General features: G+C 43.0%; 16 protein-coding genes. 3 read left to right on the top strand and 13 right to left on the bottom strand.

Features of this window, described 5'->3' with window-relative positions:
- Window positions 1–186: 186 nt before the first annotated feature.
- Window positions 187–429: a glutaredoxin domain-containing protein gene (locus tag TW85_RS02695; RefSeq protein WP_046015533.1), complete on the top strand. Its 243-nt coding sequence runs from the start codon at window positions 187–189 to the stop codon at window positions 427–429.
- A 140-nt stretch (window positions 430–569) separates the two neighbouring features.
- Here TW85_RS02695 and TW85_RS02690 read toward each other — a convergent pair whose 3' ends face one another.
- From TW85_RS02690 to ugpB, 7 genes are all read right to left on the bottom strand, one after another.
- The gene (locus TW85_RS02690) at window positions 570–1,373 is read right to left on the bottom strand and encodes an HAD-IIB family hydrolase (RefSeq protein ID WP_046015532.1); all 804 of its coding nucleotides are present in this window, start codon (window positions 1,371–1,373) and stop codon (window positions 570–572) included.
- Window positions 1,374–1,380: 7 nt separating this feature from the next.
- Window positions 1,381–2,139, bottom strand: a complete 759-nt coding sequence (locus TW85_RS02685; protein WP_046015531.1) for a DeoR/GlpR family DNA-binding transcription regulator — start codon at window positions 2,137–2,139, stop codon at window positions 1,381–1,383.
- A 35-nt stretch (window positions 2,140–2,174) separates the two neighbouring features.
- The gene (locus TW85_RS02680; RefSeq protein ID WP_046015530.1) at window positions 2,175–2,906 is read right to left on the bottom strand and encodes a glycerophosphoryl diester phosphodiesterase; all 732 of its coding nucleotides are present in this window, start codon (window positions 2,904–2,906) and stop codon (window positions 2,175–2,177) included.
- A gap of 55 nt (window positions 2,907–2,961) precedes the next feature.
- Window positions 2,962–4,026: a sn-glycerol-3-phosphate ABC transporter ATP-binding protein UgpC gene (ugpC, locus tag TW85_RS02675; RefSeq protein ID WP_046015529.1), complete on the bottom strand. Its 1,065-nt coding sequence runs from the start codon at window positions 4,024–4,026 to the stop codon at window positions 2,962–2,964.
- 5 nt (window positions 4,027–4,031) lie between these two features.
- Window positions 4,032–4,880, bottom strand: a complete 849-nt coding sequence (gene ugpE / locus TW85_RS02670; protein ID WP_046015528.1) for a sn-glycerol-3-phosphate ABC transporter permease UgpE — start codon at window positions 4,878–4,880, stop codon at window positions 4,032–4,034.
- A 55-nt stretch (window positions 4,881–4,935) separates the two neighbouring features.
- The gene (gene ugpA / locus TW85_RS02665; RefSeq protein ID WP_046015527.1) at window positions 4,936–5,811 is read right to left on the bottom strand and encodes a sn-glycerol-3-phosphate ABC transporter permease UgpA; all 876 of its coding nucleotides are present in this window, start codon (window positions 5,809–5,811) and stop codon (window positions 4,936–4,938) included.
- A gap of 118 nt (window positions 5,812–5,929) precedes the next feature.
- Window positions 5,930–7,228 carry a sn-glycerol-3-phosphate ABC transporter substrate-binding protein UgpB gene (ugpB, locus tag TW85_RS02660; RefSeq protein ID WP_046015526.1) on the bottom strand — a complete coding sequence of 433 codons (1,299 nt, stop codon included), beginning with the start codon at window positions 7,226–7,228 and terminating at the stop codon, window positions 5,930–5,932.
- Between the two features lie 474 nt (window positions 7,229–7,702).
- On the opposite strand from ugpB, the gene TW85_RS02655 reads away from it, so the two are divergent.
- Window positions 7,703–9,319, top strand: coding sequence for a Na/Pi cotransporter family protein (locus TW85_RS02655; protein WP_046015525.1), 1,617 nt, complete (start codon window positions 7,703–7,705; stop codon window positions 9,317–9,319).
- A gap of 40 nt (window positions 9,320–9,359) precedes the next feature.
- On the opposite strand, the gene TW85_RS02650 is transcribed toward TW85_RS02655, so the two are convergent.
- The gene (locus tag TW85_RS02650) at window positions 9,360–11,312 is read right to left on the bottom strand and encodes a bifunctional diguanylate cyclase/phosphodiesterase (protein ID WP_046015524.1); all 1,953 of its coding nucleotides are present in this window, start codon (window positions 11,310–11,312) and stop codon (window positions 9,360–9,362) included.
- A 199-nt stretch (window positions 11,313–11,511) separates the two neighbouring features.
- On the opposite strand from TW85_RS02650, the gene TW85_RS02645 reads away from it, so the two are divergent.
- The gene (locus TW85_RS02645; RefSeq protein ID WP_046015523.1) at window positions 11,512–12,594 is read left to right on the top strand and encodes a site-2 protease family protein; all 1,083 of its coding nucleotides are present in this window, start codon (window positions 11,512–11,514) and stop codon (window positions 12,592–12,594) included.
- 18 nt (window positions 12,595–12,612) lie between these two features.
- Here the strand turns inward: TW85_RS02645 and TW85_RS02640 are convergent, their stop codons facing one another.
- From TW85_RS02640 to TW85_RS02620, 5 genes are all read right to left on the bottom strand, one after another.
- Entirely contained in the window at window positions 12,613–14,040 is a 1,428-nt protein-coding gene (locus TW85_RS02640) for a deoxyribodipyrimidine photo-lyase (RefSeq protein ID WP_046015522.1), read from the bottom strand.
- Complete coding sequence (locus tag TW85_RS02635; RefSeq protein ID WP_046015521.1) at window positions 14,037–14,801, bottom strand: SDR family NAD(P)-dependent oxidoreductase; 765 nt, start codon at window positions 14,799–14,801, stop codon at window positions 14,037–14,039. Before TW85_RS02635 ends, TW85_RS02640 begins: the two co-directional genes overlap by 4 nt.
- On the bottom strand, window positions 14,798–16,000 hold the full coding sequence (locus TW85_RS02630) for an NAD(P)-binding protein (protein WP_046015520.1): 1,203 nt from the start codon (window positions 15,998–16,000) through the stop codon (window positions 14,798–14,800). The genes TW85_RS02635 and TW85_RS02630 overlap by 4 nt, the downstream gene beginning before the upstream one ends.
- A 284-nt stretch (window positions 16,001–16,284) precedes the next feature.
- Window positions 16,285–17,103, bottom strand: a complete 819-nt coding sequence (locus TW85_RS02625) for an AraC family transcriptional regulator (protein WP_046015519.1) — start codon at window positions 17,101–17,103, stop codon at window positions 16,285–16,287.
- A 20-nt stretch (window positions 17,104–17,123) separates the two neighbouring features.
- The gene (locus TW85_RS02620) at window positions 17,124–17,729 is read right to left on the bottom strand and encodes a LysE family translocator (protein ID WP_046015518.1); all 606 of its coding nucleotides are present in this window, start codon (window positions 17,727–17,729) and stop codon (window positions 17,124–17,126) included.
- Window positions 17,730–17,755 lie beyond the last annotated feature (26 nt).

Here is a 17,755-nt window from a genome sequence, read left to right as displayed (position 1 = left end):
AGATTCTATGCCAATTAAAGAAAAACCAAGTCAAAATAGCTAAAACCTAACACGTAATTAGTTTTAATTAATTTCACCTAACGACTCTAATTCCCTATTATGACTACATCGCTTAAGCACTGGCCAAACGCACTGCTAAGCACTCAGATTAAACAGTCAGTTTTACAAGATTAAGAGGAATAGATTATGTCTCGTTATACAATTTTTGGTCATGATAATTGTGGTTTTTGCCGTCGCGCTAAGCAGCTTTTAGACGAGCAAGGTTTGCCTTACCGTTATGTAAATATTCATGATGAAGGCATTACCCAAGATGCGCTGTCAGCACTGGTTGGCAAAGAAGTACGCACTGTACCTCAAATTTTTAAAGGCAAAGACTATGTGGGTGGTTTTGATGATTTGAATGCGAGCTTAGATACTCAAGCGGCATAATTTCGCATAGGCTCATACAGATTGACAAACAAAAGTGATGCGCAAACGTGATGCAGAAAACATAAAGCCCTTCGTTCCCCTTGTGATGGGCTTTTTGCTTTCTAAAACGGGAGATCTAGCAGCAATTGATCTATAAAAATTTATTTATTCAACAACTTAGCAGCAAGTTCAGCAAAACCATGGCCGCCTGGGTTATGGGTGATCCAACTAGGTTGATGTGTCATATTAGCTAGATGCTTACCTATATTCGCCACACCAACACTGATTGGGAATTGAGCAAACATACTCTCATCATTTGGTGCATCACCCACATAGATAACTTGCTCTAGCATCTCTTTATGACTCAATCCATAGTGCTGTTTTAGCACTCTTTCAGCCATGGCAAATTTATCATAATCACCGTGCCAGATATTTATATGAATCGAGCTCGCTTTAGCCTGTATACCCTGATCATAGAGCTTTGCAAGCAAGGCATCTCTAAGCTCTGGTAAAGGTGGATTCTGATCTTGTGCGTAATCAACCGCCACATCGGTTAAGCGATAAGCTTGATCTTGCGCCAGCTTTAAAGGCGCGAATTTAGGTAATAAGGCTTCTACTTCAGACAGTAGCGTCAGCTTTTTTGCCTGCATTTCTTCAGCAGTATGCCAGTAATGATAATCTAATTTTCCTGAAATCTGTTTCTGTAAAAAACAAGCACCGCCTTCTGTTATCACTCCTGAAACAGGCCATATTCGCGCCATTAGATCAGACCAGCCAGCACAACCACCCGTCACTGGAATCAAGACATAACCTGCTTGAATTAGGTCACTCATCGCTTGATAAGTTGCTGTGGGTAAGTCGGACTCCCAAGTGAGGGTGTCGTCTACATCCGTCAATATATATTTGATCGGAGCCAGCTGAGTGTTACTTAATTGCTCAAGGTTTACTATCTTTTTATCAGGCATGAGTTATCTAATCTATCAGGTTTAAATCTACATTATGACGAGCTAACAGAGCGGCTTGTTCAGCGCTCACTGAGTCAGTAAAGAATTGATTTATATAGCTAAAAGGCTGAACTCTCGCCATCGCCTTACGCCCCCATTTGTGTTGGTCGCAGACCAGCACATTATGTCGACTTTGCTCTATGATGACACGACTAATAGCCGCTTCTTCTGGGTCAAAATCAAGCACCCCCATTTCTTCGTCAAGGCCACCACAACCTATGATGCCGAAATCAAAATAGAACTCACGTAGAAACTCAATTGTCTCTACACCAACTAAATCCCGATGAGAATGACGCATCTTGCCACCAGCTACTCTGACCTGAATATTAGGATAAGCACACAAGATGCCAGCAACCGTTAGGTTATTGGTGAATACTTGCAAGTCCTTATGATTCGCTAACGCTTTAGCCACATATTCCACTGTGGTTCCTACACCAAGTACCAAGGAGGCCCCATCAGGAATTTGAGCAACTAACGTGTTGGCAATTTTCTGTTTTGCATTGCCATTTAAATATTGGCGGTTATCAAAAGGCAGATTCTCAGCGGTCGACATCAAGGTTATGCCCCCATGCTGACGGCGAATCAGATGTAATTCGGCCAGATGGTTCACATCCTTACGTATAGTCTGAGAAGAAACGTCAAAACGTTCCACTAGGGTCTCAATCGACAAATAATCAACCTGTTGTACCCAGTTAAGAATTTGGTTTTGACGCTCACTTAAACTCATTAGATTTTTCCGCTTTGTGGCTATCAGCCAGCTGGTTATTTAATGCCGGTATTAAAAAAGATGCTTGGATCATCGGTAATGACAGCATCCATGCCCCACGACCAGTGGTCTACCACAAGCTCTGGGTCATTGGCTGTGTAACAAAAGAGCAGATATCCTGCTTCTTTAATGGCCAGTGCCGTTTCTTTCTTAAGTAAAGAATGGTCACAGTTAAGGCTAAAGGCTTGGATGTTAGCCAATGTTTCAGACCAGTTAGCCGGAATGTCTTCGTACAGCTGTCCTAGTCGTAAATCCGCATCTAAGCTGCGTACTCGCACTAATACCGCTTCATTGAAGCTTGAAATACATAGTTTAGACTTATCTTTCCAGTGTTCAGCCAAAGTAGCCATAACAGCAGGTACTATGCTGTCTACATCTTCTTGCTCATACTTGATCTCAAGATTCAAAGACAAACCTAATGCTTGGATATGTTCCAAGGCTTCAACCAAGGTAGGAATTCTTTCATTGGCAAAGGCTTCATCAAACCAACGACCTGTATCTAAGGTTTTTAACTCAGCTAACGTCTTTTCTTTTACTAGGCCAGTGCCGTTTGAACAGCGATCTAAGGTGTCATCATGATAGATAACCAAGCCATCGGCCGCTAAAGTGACATCAATCTCAACCCATTGGGTACCAGCTTTCGCTGCCGCGCTGATTGCTGCTAAGGTATTCTCTGGTGCAATCTTAGCTGCCCCTCTGTGTCCCATCACTTTTGTTTCAAATGTCATTATTCTTTTTCCTAAATAAAATCCAGACCTATAAAGTAGGCCTAACTCGACCTAATTATGGGAGTCTTTGTTGAGTATTTGCATCAAACAAGTGCCATTTATCCTGTGGCGCTTGCAAGCAAATTTCACTATTAATCTCAGGTTGATGCGGGCCAGACAAACGCAAAACTAGATCCTGGTTCACCCCATCAATGGCGCCATATATTAGGGTTTCTGCCCCTAAAGATTCAACTGCTTTTACGCGCATTTTGAAATCCGCATCCTGTTCGCAAACAACAAGATGCTCAGGACGAATTCCCCAAGTCACTGGGCCATTGAATTCATGCTGAGTTTTCAATAAAACGCTTTCATTTTCGCCTAATATCAAGTTATTTAAGTCTAACGTCGCCGAAAACAGGTTCATAGCAGGAGACCCAATAAAAGCCGCCACAAAAGGGGTTGCAGGGCGCTCATACAACTCAAGCGGTGAACCGATTTGCTCAGCATGGCCTTGATTCAGTACCACCAGCCTATCTGCTAAGGTCATAGCCTCAACCTGATCATGGGTCACATACAAGGTCGTTGTTCCTAACTTACGTTGCAATTGGCGAATTTCGACTCGCATCTGCACTCTAAGTTTGGCATCTAAGTTAGATAATGGCTCATCAAATAAGAAAACCTGTGGATCTCGCACCATGGCACGCCCCATGGCAACCCTTTGTCTTTGGCCACCAGACAGCTGCTTAGGTTTACGTTCCAATAAATGAGTCAAGTCCAGCATCTTGGCAACTTCATTTACTTTTTTCTCTATGCTTCCTTTATCCACGCCACGGTTTTTAAGGCCGTAACCCATATTACCAGCCACTGTCATATGGGGATAAAGCGCATAACTTTGAAATACCATGGCAATATCACGATCAGCAGGCTCTCTATCATTCATACGAGTGCCATTGATGCTCAACTCACCATTAGTAATGGTTTCAAGCCCCGCAACCATGCGTAATAGCGTCGATTTACCACAACCAGATGGCCCAACTAAAACAATAAATTCACCATCTTTGATATCCAGGTCGACCGCTGGAATCGCATGAAAACCATTTGGGTACTTTTTGCCCACTTTACTTAAAACAACTGCAGCCATGGTGCTTACTTCTCCGAATCAACTAAACCTTTAACAAACATTTTTTGCATGCCGATAACGACAGCAACCGGGGGTAACATGGCTAAAATTGTGGTGGCCATAATGCTATTCCATTCGATTGCGCCATCTGCAACCGACACCATACGTTTAATACTCATCACCAAGGTGTAATAAGCATCATCTGTGGTGATCAACAAGGGCCAAAGGTATTGGTTCCAACCATAGATAAACAAGATGACAAACAAGGCCGCAATATTGGTGCGAGTCAGTGGCAATAGGATGTCAAAGAAAAAACGAACAGGACCTGCTCCATCCATACGGGCCGCTTCTACCAATTCACCAGGCATGGCCATAAAGGCTTGTCTGAATAAGAAGGTCGCCGTTGCACTGGCAATAAGAGGTAAGGCTAAACCTGTGTAAGAGTTAAGCAAGTTAAGCTTAGCAACCACTTCATAAGTTGGCAGAATACGTACTTCAACAGGTAGCATCAGGGTCATAAAGATGAGCCAGAAACATAAAGACCTGAACGGAAAGCGAAAGAAAACAATCGCATAAGCCGATATCAAGGAGATAGCAATCTTACCAAATGCGATTGCAATCGCCATGACCAGCGAGTTAAACATCATTTTCCAAACAGGGACATCTACCCCATTACCTGCCGCACTAAAGAGCACAGTCTGCCAAGTTTCCGTAGCATAGTTACCAAACCAAAGTGGCACACTACCTTGACCAAAAGCTTCAGCAGGGTGAGTCGAAGCAACAATCGCAACCCAAATAGGCAGTGCGACGGCAATAATGCCTAAAATCAAAACGCTATGACTAATAAAGGTTAACCAAGGGCGATTCTCTATCATACTGGTCTCCTTAGCTTGCTTCTCATCAGTTCTGTTATCAATTTAAACTGTTTCATTAATACTGTACCTTGCGTTCAATAAAGCGGAATTGAACCACTGTCATTAGGCCAACTATCATCATCAAAATAACTGACTGAGCAGCGGAGCCGCCTAAATCAAGACCCACAAAACCGTCTTCATAAACCTTATAAACCAATATCTTAGTGCTCTGACCTGGACCACCTGCTGTGGTGGCATCGATAACACCGAAGGTTTCAAAGAAGGCATACACAATATTCATCACCAGCAAGAAAAAAGCGGTTGGCGATAACAGAGGAAAAACAATATCCCAGAAGCGTCTTACAGGACCGGCACCGTCTATCGCAGCAGCTTCAATCAAAGAACGCGGAATAGCTTGTAATCCTGCAAGGAAAAACAAGAAGTTATAGCTGATTTGCTTCCAAGTAGCGGCAATGACAACCAGGATCATGGCATCGCCACCATTAACAAAGTGGTCCCACTCTATGCCCATGTATTCAAGCCAAAGGGCAATCGGCCCTTGGGCTGGGTCAAAGAGGATCCACCAAAGTACACCCGCCAAAGCAGGCGCTACCGCATATGGCCAAATCAATAAAGTTTGGTACACCATTTGCCCACGAATAATGCGATCAGCCATGGTAGCTAAGACTAAAGCAATCGATAAGCCACTGACGGCAACAGCCATACTAAAAACAAATGTTACGCCAATGGAGTTGTAGTAATAAGGGTCTTGTAGCAGCTCGATAAAGTTTTCAAACGCAACAAATTCACGACTAAGGCCAAATGCATCTTCCTGATAGAAAGCTTGCTCTATGGCTTGTCCTGCTGGCCATAAAAAGAAGACTAAGGTCACCAAGAGTTGTGGTGCGACCAAAAGCCAAGGCAGGGTTTTGTGGGGGAAAGTTACAGTCATGGTGTTTCCAGAAATCGGTTTTAGCGGTGGCTCTCATCCTATTCTTTTAAAACAATAGGATGAGAGCTGTTACGATAACAATCAGGTATTCAAACGAGAGAGCTCGTTTTCAGCTTGATTATTTGTTCGCTTTTTCAAACTTAGTCAACATCATGTTGCCGCGTTTCACTGCATTATCCAGTGCAGATTGAGCATCGGCTTCACCATTCCAAACGGATTCTAGCGCTTCATCAATCAGACCACGGATCTGGATAAAGTTACCTAGACGTAAACCTTTGGTATTTTCAGTTGGTGTGCCCACTGTCATTTGTTGTACCGCAACTTCTGTACCTAGGTTTTTAGCATAAAAGCCTTCACCCTTAGTCAGATTGTAAGCCGCTGTCGTGATAGGCAGGTAACCACTAAACTGGTGCCAATCTGCTTGTACATCAGCAGATGAAAGGTAGTTTAGGAAAGAGGCAACACCCTTGTACTCTTCTGACTTATGACCTTTAAGTACCCATAAAGATGCGCCACCGATAATGGTGTTAGAAGGTTGTTTCACTTCACTTGCCCAGTAAGGCAACTCAACAACACCAAAGTCGAACTTGGCATTTTTCTTAATACCCGCATAACCCGCTGAAGATTCAGTGTACATGGCACAATCTTGGCTGTAGAACTTAGCTGCACCATCGTTACGACGACCAGAGTAGCTGAAGATGCCATTTTGCTGCCATTCACCCATCTTGCTCACGTGCTTCACTTGCAGAGGGCTGTTAAAGGCTAGACGAGTGTCCATGCCGCCAAAACCGTTTGCTTTGGTTGCAAAAGGTTGGTTATGACGTGAACTCATGTTTTCTAAATGAACCCAAGATTGCCATGCTGTGGTGAAACCACATTTAGCGCCAGATGCTAGTAGTTTCTCACCTACGCTTTGCATTTCTTCCCAAGTCTTTGGCGGTGTAACACCGGCTTTAGCAAACATAGCTTTGTTGTAATAAAGCACAGGAGTAGAACTGTTGAATGGCATAGACAGCATATTACCGTCATTGTCTGTGTAATAACCCGTCACGGCACTTAGGTATTTGGAACCGTCAAAGGCTTGTCCTGAATCACGCATTAACTTATGTACAGGGTAAATAGCGCCTTCAGCCGCCATCATACTTGCTGTACCTACCTCGAAAACCTGCACCAATTCAGGCTGTTGCTTAGCACGAAACGCCGCAATGGCTGAGGTCATTGTTTCAGAGTAATTACCTTTATAAGTTGCTTTCACTTTGAAAGCATCCTGTGAGGCATTGTAATCAGCAACGATTTCGTTAACTTTTTCTCCAAGCGCGCCACCCATGGCATGCCACCACTCAATTTCAGTCGCAGCAAAACCAGAACTAGCAATAGATGCACCTAACAACAGGGCAGATAATTTACGTTTTTGCATAACAAGGCTCCTCGTATGAGCTTATTTTTGTAATTCGAGGCGAAATTTAACAATCAAATATGACACTTCTGTTTAACCAAGAAGGTCTAAATCGATCAAAAAAGAAGCAATAATTGATTCCGTTTTATGTTTTACCTAACTTTAGTTTCAAATGAAAGCTATAATTTACTTTCGAACGAACATTTTTTGTTTAACTTGCAATTATCATCATCAAAAAGCTCATATGAAATCAAATTTATTTTCGTTTAGTTACAATTAATTTTCGTTTTGAAGGCAGGTTTTTGTAAATTTAACAATTTTGTAACATTTAAGATTGATTTTCGTTCGAAACAATGAAAACCTTAAAAAGCATAAATTTGAAACTAAACTATCTGATTTACCTTGTTTTTTTGCTAAAACTTGGGGATTTTCGCCCTCACGACTTAAGATTAATGTGTGGCTATTCGGAGACTTTTTCACGACTGGAAGATATAAATGAATGAACTAATACACCTAGCGGGCGCTATTGCACTGTTACTTTGGGCAATACGCATGGTTAAGACAGGCTTTGAACGTGCTTATGGACGACGCTTAGAAAACGCGATACGTCTGATGACACGCAACCGGCCTCAAGCCATGATGTTAGGTGTTGTATCAGCTGCCGCACTGCAATCTGGAACAGCAGTTGTACTTCTTGCCGCAGGTTTTGTTGCCTCAAGCGCACTCGGTATTATTCCCGCTCTTTCCTTAGTTGTCGGTGCCGAAATTGGCTCTAGCCTGATGGCGCTTATCCTAAGTTATGACTTATCACTCTTCTCTCCCTTTTTATTATTAATTGGTTACATCAGTTTCCAACGCGCCAGTAAAAGGCGATTCAAATACTGGGGCCGTATTTGTATGGGTCTTGGCCTGTTACTACTTGCTTTAAGCCTAGTGTCACAAGCAACGGCGGGCATGCGTAGTGGTAATGGCATGGATATTTTATTGAGTATTCTGGGCCATGATGCCGCGCTAACCCTCTTTTTGGTCGCTCTCTTTACTTGGATAGTCCATTCCAGCTTGGCGGTCATCTTGATTGTGGCAAGCTTGGCAAGCTCTGGCGCTATCCCACTGGATATGTCCATCATGATGGTACTGGGTGCCAATGTGGGTGGTGCGCTGCCAGCACTCAGTTCAGGCTGGAGTTTAAATCAAAAAGGCCGCTTAATTATTATCGGCAACCTTGTGATTCGCATTGGTGTGGTGTGTATTGGCTTAGCCGTTTACTTCTTAGAAATTAGCCAACTCATTTCATTAGAAGCGATGGGCTTAAGCTCACCTATGGTGTTCCACTTATCGATCAATATGTTAAATGGCATGCTTTTCCTCGCCAGCTTGCCATTATTAGCCCGTACATTAGAAAGCTATTTCCCAGCGCCAGAGGCAAGTACAGAAACTAAGTCCGTCAGCGCCGTTTATTTATCACAAGATGATATTGGCCACCCAGTTAGAGCCATGGCCAATGTACGTAATGAAACACTGAGAATTGCTGATATTGCTTTTCAGATGTTAGAAGGTATTCCAGAGGCCTTTAACAATGCTAAGGGCATCTCTAAGGTGAAAAATCTAGATGATGATATCGACCATATTCACCGTGAAGTAACCTATTACTTGTCTTCGATCGAGAATTTAAAGTCCACCAAGGAAGCTCAGAATAACTGGCAAGATGCCTTTAATTTCGCCACTAACCTTGAGCATGTGGGAGATATTGTCGATGCCAGCCTAATGGTCTTAGCCCGTAAGAAGCACAAGGCAGGCATAGCATTTTCCGAAAGTGGGCAACAAGAGCTGGACGCCCTATTCGAAGAGTTGTTTGAGATATTCCGTTTATCCCAAGCGGTTTATGTATCGCAAAATCCAGGGCTTGCTAATGAGTTAGTCGATGCTAAGCATGTGTATCGCAACAAAATTATTTTGTGTCGAGAGCAACATACCCAAAGGCTAAGGGAACAGATTTCAGCAAGTTTAGAGTCGTCTCAAATTCATGTGGATATCTTGCGAGATTTACAGCGGATTTGTTCTTTACTTGTCGCGACAGCCTACCCCATTATCAAACGCGATGGCTTTAACTAGAAGCCACCGCGATAAAACTGGAACAGACTAGGACACTCAGCTAGCCGATTTCTATCACTCTTGGAGAAATGGGCTGGCTCTTAAAGAACATAAGGGACTGAGGTCGAGAGAACCAATAACCTTGATGCAGATTAATACCTAAAGCCTGAACAATTTCTTTTTGCTCTTGGGTTTCAACTCCCTCCACCAAAGTGGTCTTGCCTAGGGATGAAATAAGTCGATGGATATAATCTATGGTGCGGCTGTCTTTCCCCACTTGCTCGACAAAAGACTTATCAATTTTCACCACATCAGCGGGAATCTTATGTAGGTAAGCCAAAGAGGAGTAGCCAGTACCAAAGTCATCAATGCTAATACCCACACCTAATTTATGTAGTTGATTAACATTACTGTCTTCATCATCTATGCCATCTAATAAGGCCGTCTCTGTTAGCTCAACAATCACATCTTGTGGCGTAAGCCCAGCTTGAATGATCTTCTCTTCCAAACTGCTAACAAAATCAGCCTGTGCGAGATGCAGACCGGATATATTAATCGACATGCGAATGCTGTCATCTGAGCCCTCACGGAACTCTTTAAGATCTTGCAAGGCCTGCCTGATAACCCAGTTTTCTATGCTATGTATCAGACCGGTGGATTCCGCGATACGTATTGTCTCATCAGCCGAAATATAACCTAGAGACTCACACTGCCATCGAATAAGCGCTTCATAAGAATCTATTTTATTGGTGCCAACATGATAAATAGGCTGATAGTGCAAACTCAGTTCACGGTTTTTAATGGCTTGAGAAAGGTTCTGCGCCAGAATCCCCAGCCGCTTGTTCTCTTTCTCCATACCAGGACGATAACAAACAGCACGGCGCTTACCCGTTCGTTTTGCCATATACATGGCAGCATCGGCGCAACTGATAATCTCTTGGGTAGTAATACCGTCTTGTGGGTAAATTGCCGAACCGACACTGGCAGCCACATCCATAGGCACACCAAACTCACCATAAAAGGTATGAGAAACAGCGTTCAAGAGCTTCTCGCTTAAAACATCGATAGGCAATGGCAACTCATCCAGTTCACAGGTCCAAATAAACTCATCACCACCAAAACGACAAGCATGACCTTTAGAAAATATGGTTGCCGATAAGCGAGCAGACACAGATTTAAGCACCTGATCACCACAAGCATGACCAAATGAATCATTGATCATCTTAAAACCATCTAGATCGAGGTAAAAAATAGCAAAATGTTTCTTCTCATCACGATAACTTTGTAGGCGATCGAACAGGCCTCGACGGTTTAATAAACCAGTCAGCAGGTCTGTATGGGAGTCTTTTTCGAAAGCTCTTTCTTGTAACTTGCGGTTATGAATATTGTATTGATGGATTAGGATTTTTTTCACACCATCTTGCGAGGACAAGGTAGCGTCTAGGTGGTACCAGACTTCCATCCCTTGGCGGCGACATAAAACATCGCCCTTGAACTGACCGCTGGACTCTAAGCTGGTGTAAATTTGAGCCAGTTTGCTGCCCATGACAATCAACTCATCCAACCTAATGTCTTCTGAACCTATGTCTTCTTTGAAAGGTGGGTTGGCACTGATAAAGGTGCCATCTAGCTGATAGCTCGACATCATCACAGTCGAACCAACTAACTCCATATCTGGGATCAGATCTAAGGTAAGGGCTTCACACAGCATGGCCATACGACCATCTTTGAGCACATGCCCGCTCATGATTAATAAGGCTTTTTTGACGATATCTTTAGGCGTAAAAGTCCAAAATTCGCCTCGTGTTTCGCCCCTTCGAAAAGCCTGCTGGTAGTCTAATAAGCTAGACCTTACCGCATCCGAAGAGCCAACTTTGAAATCTCGTGTGCGCAGTTCTTCAGGACTATCCGCTTCCCAAAGATCCAATGCTTTTTCATTCGCCCAAGAAATACAGAAATTATCTATATCATAAACCCAGACGGCTGTTTTTAATTTACTAAAAGGGTCATTCATAACTGGCTTTAGTTTTTATTGTTTGTGTTGAGTCCATTTCACTCAATCATAGTAACAAGAGCATAAAAAACTGAACACTCGAATATGTGTAAATTCACATAAATCCACAATTGTGAAACAAATGTTTTATACCCTAACTTGTCACACGGCATTTTTTGATGATAATGAGCCCTCATCACACAAATGTAGGACAATTGCAGTGCAATTACTCAGTATAGATTGTTTGGGCAAAGAGCTAAGATTAGAAGGCACTTTATCTGGTTGGCAGGCATTATTTTGGGATAATCAGTTAGTCTCAGAGAAAAACGCCAGTGCAGATCCAGACCCTATGTCGAACCATAGCTTTAGCCTACAAAATGGCGAGACAGAGTATCTATGTGAACTAAAATGTCAGTTAGATTGGCAACCCTTTGGTTTTGAGTACGAGCTCAAAGTAAATCAAGAGATGGTTAGCTCTAACCGTGTACAACAGTCCGATATCGAAAAACAGGTCCCTGTAGAAAGGCAAGGGCCGAAAGAGAAGATTAGCCCCTTTGGTTTAATGTCCTTAGCCTTTAAATTATTTAAGAGTGTTAAGGTCATCAAGGCCTTATTGGTTGCGGGTAGTTTAGCCGCTTATTCTTGGCTGTTTTCACTGCCTTTTGCTCTGGGTTTAATCCTCTGTCTTGTGGTACATGAATATGGCCATATTAGAGCAATGAAATACTTTGGCATGAAAACCAAAGGCATTTATCTAATCCCCTTTGTGGGCGGTTTGGCACTCTCAGAAAATAAAATAAACACCCGCTGGCAAGAAGTAGTGATTGCCATAATGGGGCCTTTCTTCGGTCTGCTCTTATCCTTAGCCAGCTTAGTTATTTACTGGTTCACTGGCATAGAAATGTTTGCTGGGCTCGCGGTTTATAATGCCCTACTTAACCTCTTCAATTTATTACCTATTTTACCATTAGATGGGGGGCATATTATGAAGAGTATTACCTTCTCCATGCACTCTGTGGTGGGCTTGGTATTATGTATTCTTGGGGCGGCATTAGGTGTACTGACGAGTTATTACTTTGGCCTAGCCTTACTGGCTCTTATGCTTGCGATCGGTAGTAGTGAAATCATGATGGAATGGAAAATGCGCAAGCATAATCAGCTATTACCGCTAGATAGGTATGGGCAAATTTTCTCTATCGTTTGGTATCTGGGCACCATGATTGCCCTAGCCAGCATTATTTATGTGCTAGGCCAAGGCGATAACGAAGCCCTCTCACTTCCTATGAAGATACTTGGTAGCTAAAACCGAGTAAAAAAGTGCTTATTTAAGTGATTTGAATGCCTCTAATGCGGCTTCGCGGGAGGCTTTTAAATCAATGATAGGGTGAGGGTAAGTCTCTCCCAATTTAACGCCAGCCTCTTGCAACACGAGTTCAGGAGCCTCCCAAGGGGAGAATAGGTACTTTTTCGGTAACAAGGAAATTTCGGGTACAAACCTTTTAATATACTCGCCTTCCCCATCAAATTTCTGCCCTTGTACCACAGGGTTAAATATCCTGAAGTATGGGGCGGCATCTGCACCAGAACCTGCAACCCACTGCCAACTGGCACTGTTGTTGGCAAGATCCGCATCCAATAAAGTATCCCAAAACCAGCGCTCACCGTGATGCCAGTGAATACGCAAGTTTTTAACCAAAAAGGAAGCAACAATCATGCGTACCCTGTTATGCATATAACCTGTTTGCCATAGCTCTCGCATACCAGCATCAACCATGGGAATGCCTGTTTTTCCTTGTTGCCAAGCCCTGAGTAACGCGCCTTCATGGGTTCCATCGTCTGCCAACCAAGGGAAGTCATTAAACTTAGGTTGAAGGTTTTGAGTAGGTAAGTCTGGATTCGAAAACAATTGGCTATAGGAGAATTCACGCCAACCAAGCTCACTACAAAAATGATCGACGTGCTCATTATCTGCTTCTCTTTGCGCCCCATACCAGAGCTGATTTGGCGAGATCTCACCAAAATGAATATGAGGAGAAAGGCGTGTCACAAAAGACTTTGAAGGGATATTACGACCTTCTTTATAATTGGTTAAGCCTTCTTTTAGGAACTGAAAAAACTGACTTTGCGCCTTGTCTTCCCCTATCTGCCACAGGCCTTTAAATGCCTCATCCCAAGCCACTTTTGGCAAGAGGTTTAAACGCTCTAAGGTCTGACAGTTATCATCAGCAAGATAAGCATCATTATTGTCAGGTCGGGGTAAAGGCTCCCTTGGCATTTCAGCTTTTAAGCAACCTTTACGATAAAAAGGTGTGAAAACTTTATATGCTGTGCCGTCCGGCTTTTTAATCTGCCAAGGCTCCCATAGAAGCGACCCATTATAGCTTTCGACTTGAATACCCTTCTCTTTCAGTGCCAGCTTAATCTTCTCATCTCGTCGCATGCGCCAAGGTTCATAACAGCGATTCCAAACCACATGCGTCACACCAAGCCTTTCAATAAGCGCTATCAGCACCTGAAGTGGCTCACCCTTATACAAGTTTAAACGTCCAGCGAGTGTGGTATCTAGCGCAGTTAAAGAATGATGTAACCACCAGCGGCTGGCTCCTCCCATCGCCCATTCGTTAGCATTCTTATCATCAAGAATATAAATAGGCAGAACGTTTCCTTGGTTAACCGCTGCCATTAATGCAGGGTTATCAGATAGACGCAAGTCTTGGCGAAACCAATGAATCACTAAAGGTCTGTTCATGGGGCTATCTCCTGACCATCCCAAGCAAAGCATTTACCCGTTTGACTGGGAGTTAACTCTAATAGGGTGTCCAATAAATAATTTGCTGAATCAAGAGGTCGAAAGAGCTTACCTGCAGGGACATTGGCCTGAAAAGGCTTAGATAAATCACTGTCTACTGTGCCTGGATGCAAGCCCACTATGACGGCGCTCTTGTTACGTCTTGCGGTTTCAATGCCCGCATTTTTAATCACCATATTAAGGGCAGATTTAGAAGCACGATAAGCATACCAGCCACCTAAAGCATTATCAGAGATACTGCCCACTCTGGCTGATAAGGCGGCAAAAACCGAGGCTGACTTTTTACTTAGTTGCGGAATAAAATGTTTGGCCAAAAGAGTGGGCGTAATGCAGTTGGCTTGATAAAGCGCCGTCATTTTTTCAGCCGATAAGTCTTTCAATGATTTCTCTGGCATTAGCCCTCCTTGATGCAATATGCCAGTCGCCACTATGACTAAATCAAGCGGGCCCGTTTCTGCCGCCAAAGCAGCACATTTCGCGATTGACTCTTCATCCTCATATTCAATTCTAGCTTCTTGATATCTATCTGATTTTTCACTAAAGGAGTGAGAATGAGAAGTACGAGAAAAACCATAAATACTCGCCTCAGGAAAGCGGCTAATAAGCGCCTCAACGAGGGCATTACCTATGGCACCAGAGCAGCCAAGGATGACAACTTTTTTAATATTGACAGCTTTAAGAGTCTCTTCGAAAGTGCTCATATCCTCTCCTCTTGCTGATTTAGATCAGAATTTATAAGTTCTTGATTCATAGCATTAAAAAGACTTTGAGCACTGTTAAGGGCTCCTGCAACGTCACCAGAATCTAACCAGTCTCCACAAATCCCTAGATTGGAATCTGTATCTAAAATGTAAGAGAGGCTTTCATCTGAATCCACCCTATGCCGAGCTAAACGCCAGTAATGGGACGTTAAAATACGCACAGGATCATGAATGGCAAACTGTAAACAGAAGGCTTGGGCCATCTCTAAAGCAGCTTCTTCGTGAGAAACACCCTCTTGTTCTTGTGCCTTGGCCCATTTAGGACAGCTTTCTAGCATCCAGATATCTTTATCGGTGGCATGATTGACCGCCTCATGCAAAATGCTTTTATAAGATAAACGAGTCGCTTTCGCTAAAATGCCATGCCCACCTTGATACACACCAACCCTGTGATCAAAGAAAGTATTGGTTTCTATAGCACAAACATACTGCCCCAAACTCATCTCAGAAGCCGTTTTAACGCTTTGATATTCTGCTGATTTTTCAAATAATGCTGAGGCAGTTAACAAGTCTAAGGCTTGCTCAGCAGGGCTGGTGATAACGACCTTATTGGCCATCACAATAAGCTCCCCCTCCTCATCGTATAAGTACCATACCGAACTCATTTGATTAATTTGGCTGACCCGGCAAGAGGTAATTTGTCTAACCCCAGTTGCCATATGTTTGTGCCAAGTGTTCATAGAAGGAAATGCAGTCAGCTCGAAGGCTGGCTCTTCAAGGTGCTCAAAGGCTTCGAACCCAAAGTGACAAGTCTGATAACGCCAAGAGGTCAAAACACCGGCTTCTTGCCAAGTATGAATGCGATCTTCAAGGGCCTTATATTTAATAGATTCTGGCGAAAATGACGCGGCCCCCATATCAAGGCTTACTTGATGTTCGTTATTCGGGCTCTTGTTAGACAGACTATTTGGAGAAGCCGATAAAGGCGCAGAAACCGTTACACGCCTGCGACTACAACGCCCTCCTAGACCACGGCTTTTTTCAATCAAAACACAATTTATATCTGCTTCCTGCAACAAGTTCGCCATCAAACACCCTGATGTCCCTGCTCCGATAATCGCAACATCAACACACTCAGCGGATGTTTCACGACTCGCAGCTTCTTCTTTTATAACAGGTATTTCACTTTCAAAAGACATAGCCCTCTCCACTAGACCCATCAAGTTGTACAAAAACAGATAGCTATCTATACAATTAAACATTTTGTATAAGTTTATTCTTGTACATAAACCAAAAATGTACAAGAATAAATTTTATAATAGTGAATGATAAAGTTTAGCTTGTTAGTTTGAAGGCGGTATTTGAGGCGAGAGTTTTGATGGTGAATAGATGAATCTAGTATGAGTTTTTTACAATTAGGTATTGCTTACTAAAAAAGAAATGAAGTAAATAACTTAAAGAAATAGCCAGCAAGATTTTGACTTTACACAAAAAAAGACTGGTAGTGTCTTGGGGTTATGGCCATACGTTTTTTGAAATGTCGTTGAAAGTGACTTTGATCTGCAAAGCCTAAATCACTTGCGGTATCGATCAGGCTTCGGCCATCTTGCAGTAGCAGTTTGGCTTTCTTGATACGCTGATCTAGCTGAAAAGCGTGGGGGGATTGACCATAGGCCTGTTTAAAACTGCGTACTAGGTGATAACGGCTCAAACCCACTTCTTGGGAGAAATCATCCAAGGCAATATTTTGCTCTAGGGCGTCCATTATCATGTCTTTAACACGGCTAACTCGATTAATATCAGGGCGAATCAGGTCTGGATGTATGGCATATTTGGCTTCAAAGGAATGTTGTATATAGTCTAGTAACAAGCACTCGGCAGCCAGCAGGTCATTCTGTGATAACAAGCTATTAAAAAGCTGCTCAAAAAGTTGGTAACTTCTCGCATCTCTCTGGTAATTGTCATCAAATGGCAAGAAATCCCAAGCATCTCCTTTGAAAATCTCGTGTTGTTGCTGTCCCACATAATTCGCATCTAAGAAGAGCATACGATAGGACCATTCACCATCGGCAGGGTTACAAGAATGCGCATCGCCAGGGTTTATGGTAACCGTATCCCCTTGGATGATGTCATTGTGCTTATGCAGGTTTTGATAGTTAGCTCGGCCTTTATCTATCACTCCAAAGGAGAACTCATCATGGCTGTGAGTCTGATAGCAGGCACTTGAACCATTGGCTTGACGTAATTCAGCATAGGGCAATAAAGGGCTTTTCTTGAAAAAGACCGTATCGTCTTGAGCCATTTACTACCTCCTTGCTTTGGTTAAAAACTAACCGTCATTAAGACAACTAAGATTACTAACAAGATCGCCATAAGTCGATTAAATAACACCTGCTGCTTAGCGTTAGATAAAAAGCGACGAATGACGTCTCCCATCAAGGCCCAAGAACCAATCCCAATAAAACACATAAAGAATGAGACAAGACAAAAAGCCAAGAGATACAGATAGTAGGGGTTATTCACATTCACAAATACTGCCACCCCAGACATAGACACTAACCAAGCTTTTGGGTTGAGCCATTGACTTAAAGCCCCCTGTAATAGGCTAGGAGGTGATTGTTTCTGGCTTTCATCTTCCATGGATTGCACAGGTGCTGAGGCGATTTTATACGCCATATAAAGCAGAAAGGCAGAACCACACACTTGTAGCACTTGGCTCAAGCTAGGAAAGGCAAAAAGCAGTTGGCTTAAGCCAATACCCGCTAAAAATACAATCAAGGTATACGCCAGCGTTGCGCCAATCACATGGGGAAGGGTACGTTTAAAACCGAAACTGGCTGCGGTTCCTGTGGCAATAATATTCACAGGTCCCGGGGAAATCGCGCCTATCAGGGCAAATAGCATCATAGAAATAACGACAGCAAACATTTCAGCATCCTCAAAAGGTTCTCACA

This window comes from Marinomonas sp. S3726 (assembly GCF_000967665.1).
Taxonomy (GTDB): domain Bacteria; phylum Pseudomonadota; class Gammaproteobacteria; order Pseudomonadales; family Marinomonadaceae; genus Marinomonas.
The sequence above is the reverse complement of the archived record's forward strand: the minus strand, read 5'-3'. Positions and strand labels throughout refer to the sequence as shown.

Coding starts and splice junctions, on each gene's coding strand:
- TW85_RS02695 (WP_046015533.1), top strand. CDS start 187: ATGTCTCGTTATACAATTTTTGGTCATGATAATTGTGGTTTTTGCCGT.
- TW85_RS02690 (WP_046015532.1), bottom strand. CDS start 1,373: ATGCCTGATAAAAAGATAGTAAACCTTGAGCAATTAAGTAACACTCAG.
- TW85_RS02685 (WP_046015531.1), bottom strand. CDS start 2,139: ATGAGTTTAAGTGAGCGTCAAAACCAAATTCTTAACTGGGTACAACAG.
- TW85_RS02680 (WP_046015530.1), bottom strand. CDS start 2,906: ATGACATTTGAAACAAAAGTGATGGGACACAGAGGGGCAGCTAAGATT.
- ugpC (WP_046015529.1), bottom strand. CDS start 4,026: ATGGCTGCAGTTGTTTTAAGTAAAGTGGGCAAAAAGTACCCAAATGGT.
- ugpE (WP_046015528.1), bottom strand. CDS start 4,880: ATGATAGAGAATCGCCCTTGGTTAACCTTTATTAGTCATAGCGTTTTG.
- ugpA (WP_046015527.1), bottom strand. CDS start 5,811: ATGACTGTAACTTTCCCCCACAAAACCCTGCCTTGGCTTTTGGTCGCA.
- ugpB (WP_046015526.1), bottom strand. CDS start 7,228: ATGCAAAAACGTAAATTATCTGCCCTGTTGTTAGGTGCATCTATTGCT.
- TW85_RS02655 (WP_046015525.1), top strand. CDS start 7,703: ATGAATGAACTAATACACCTAGCGGGCGCTATTGCACTGTTACTTTGG.
- TW85_RS02650 (WP_046015524.1), bottom strand. CDS start 11,312: ATGAATGACCCTTTTAGTAAATTAAAAACAGCCGTCTGGGTTTATGAT.
- TW85_RS02640 (WP_046015522.1), bottom strand. CDS start 14,040: ATGAACAGACCTTTAGTGATTCATTGGTTTCGCCAAGACTTGCGTCTA.
- TW85_RS02635 (WP_046015521.1), bottom strand. CDS start 14,801: ATGAGCACTTTCGAAGAGACTCTTAAAGCTGTCAATATTAAAAAAGTT.
- TW85_RS02630 (WP_046015520.1), bottom strand. CDS start 16,000: ATGTCTTTTGAAAGTGAAATACCTGTTATAAAAGAAGAAGCTGCGAGT.
- TW85_RS02625 (WP_046015519.1), bottom strand. CDS start 17,103: ATGGCTCAAGACGATACGGTCTTTTTCAAGAAAAGCCCTTTATTGCCC.
- TW85_RS02620 (WP_046015518.1), bottom strand. CDS start 17,729: ATGTTTGCTGTCGTTATTTCTATGATGCTATTTGCCCTGATAGGCGCG.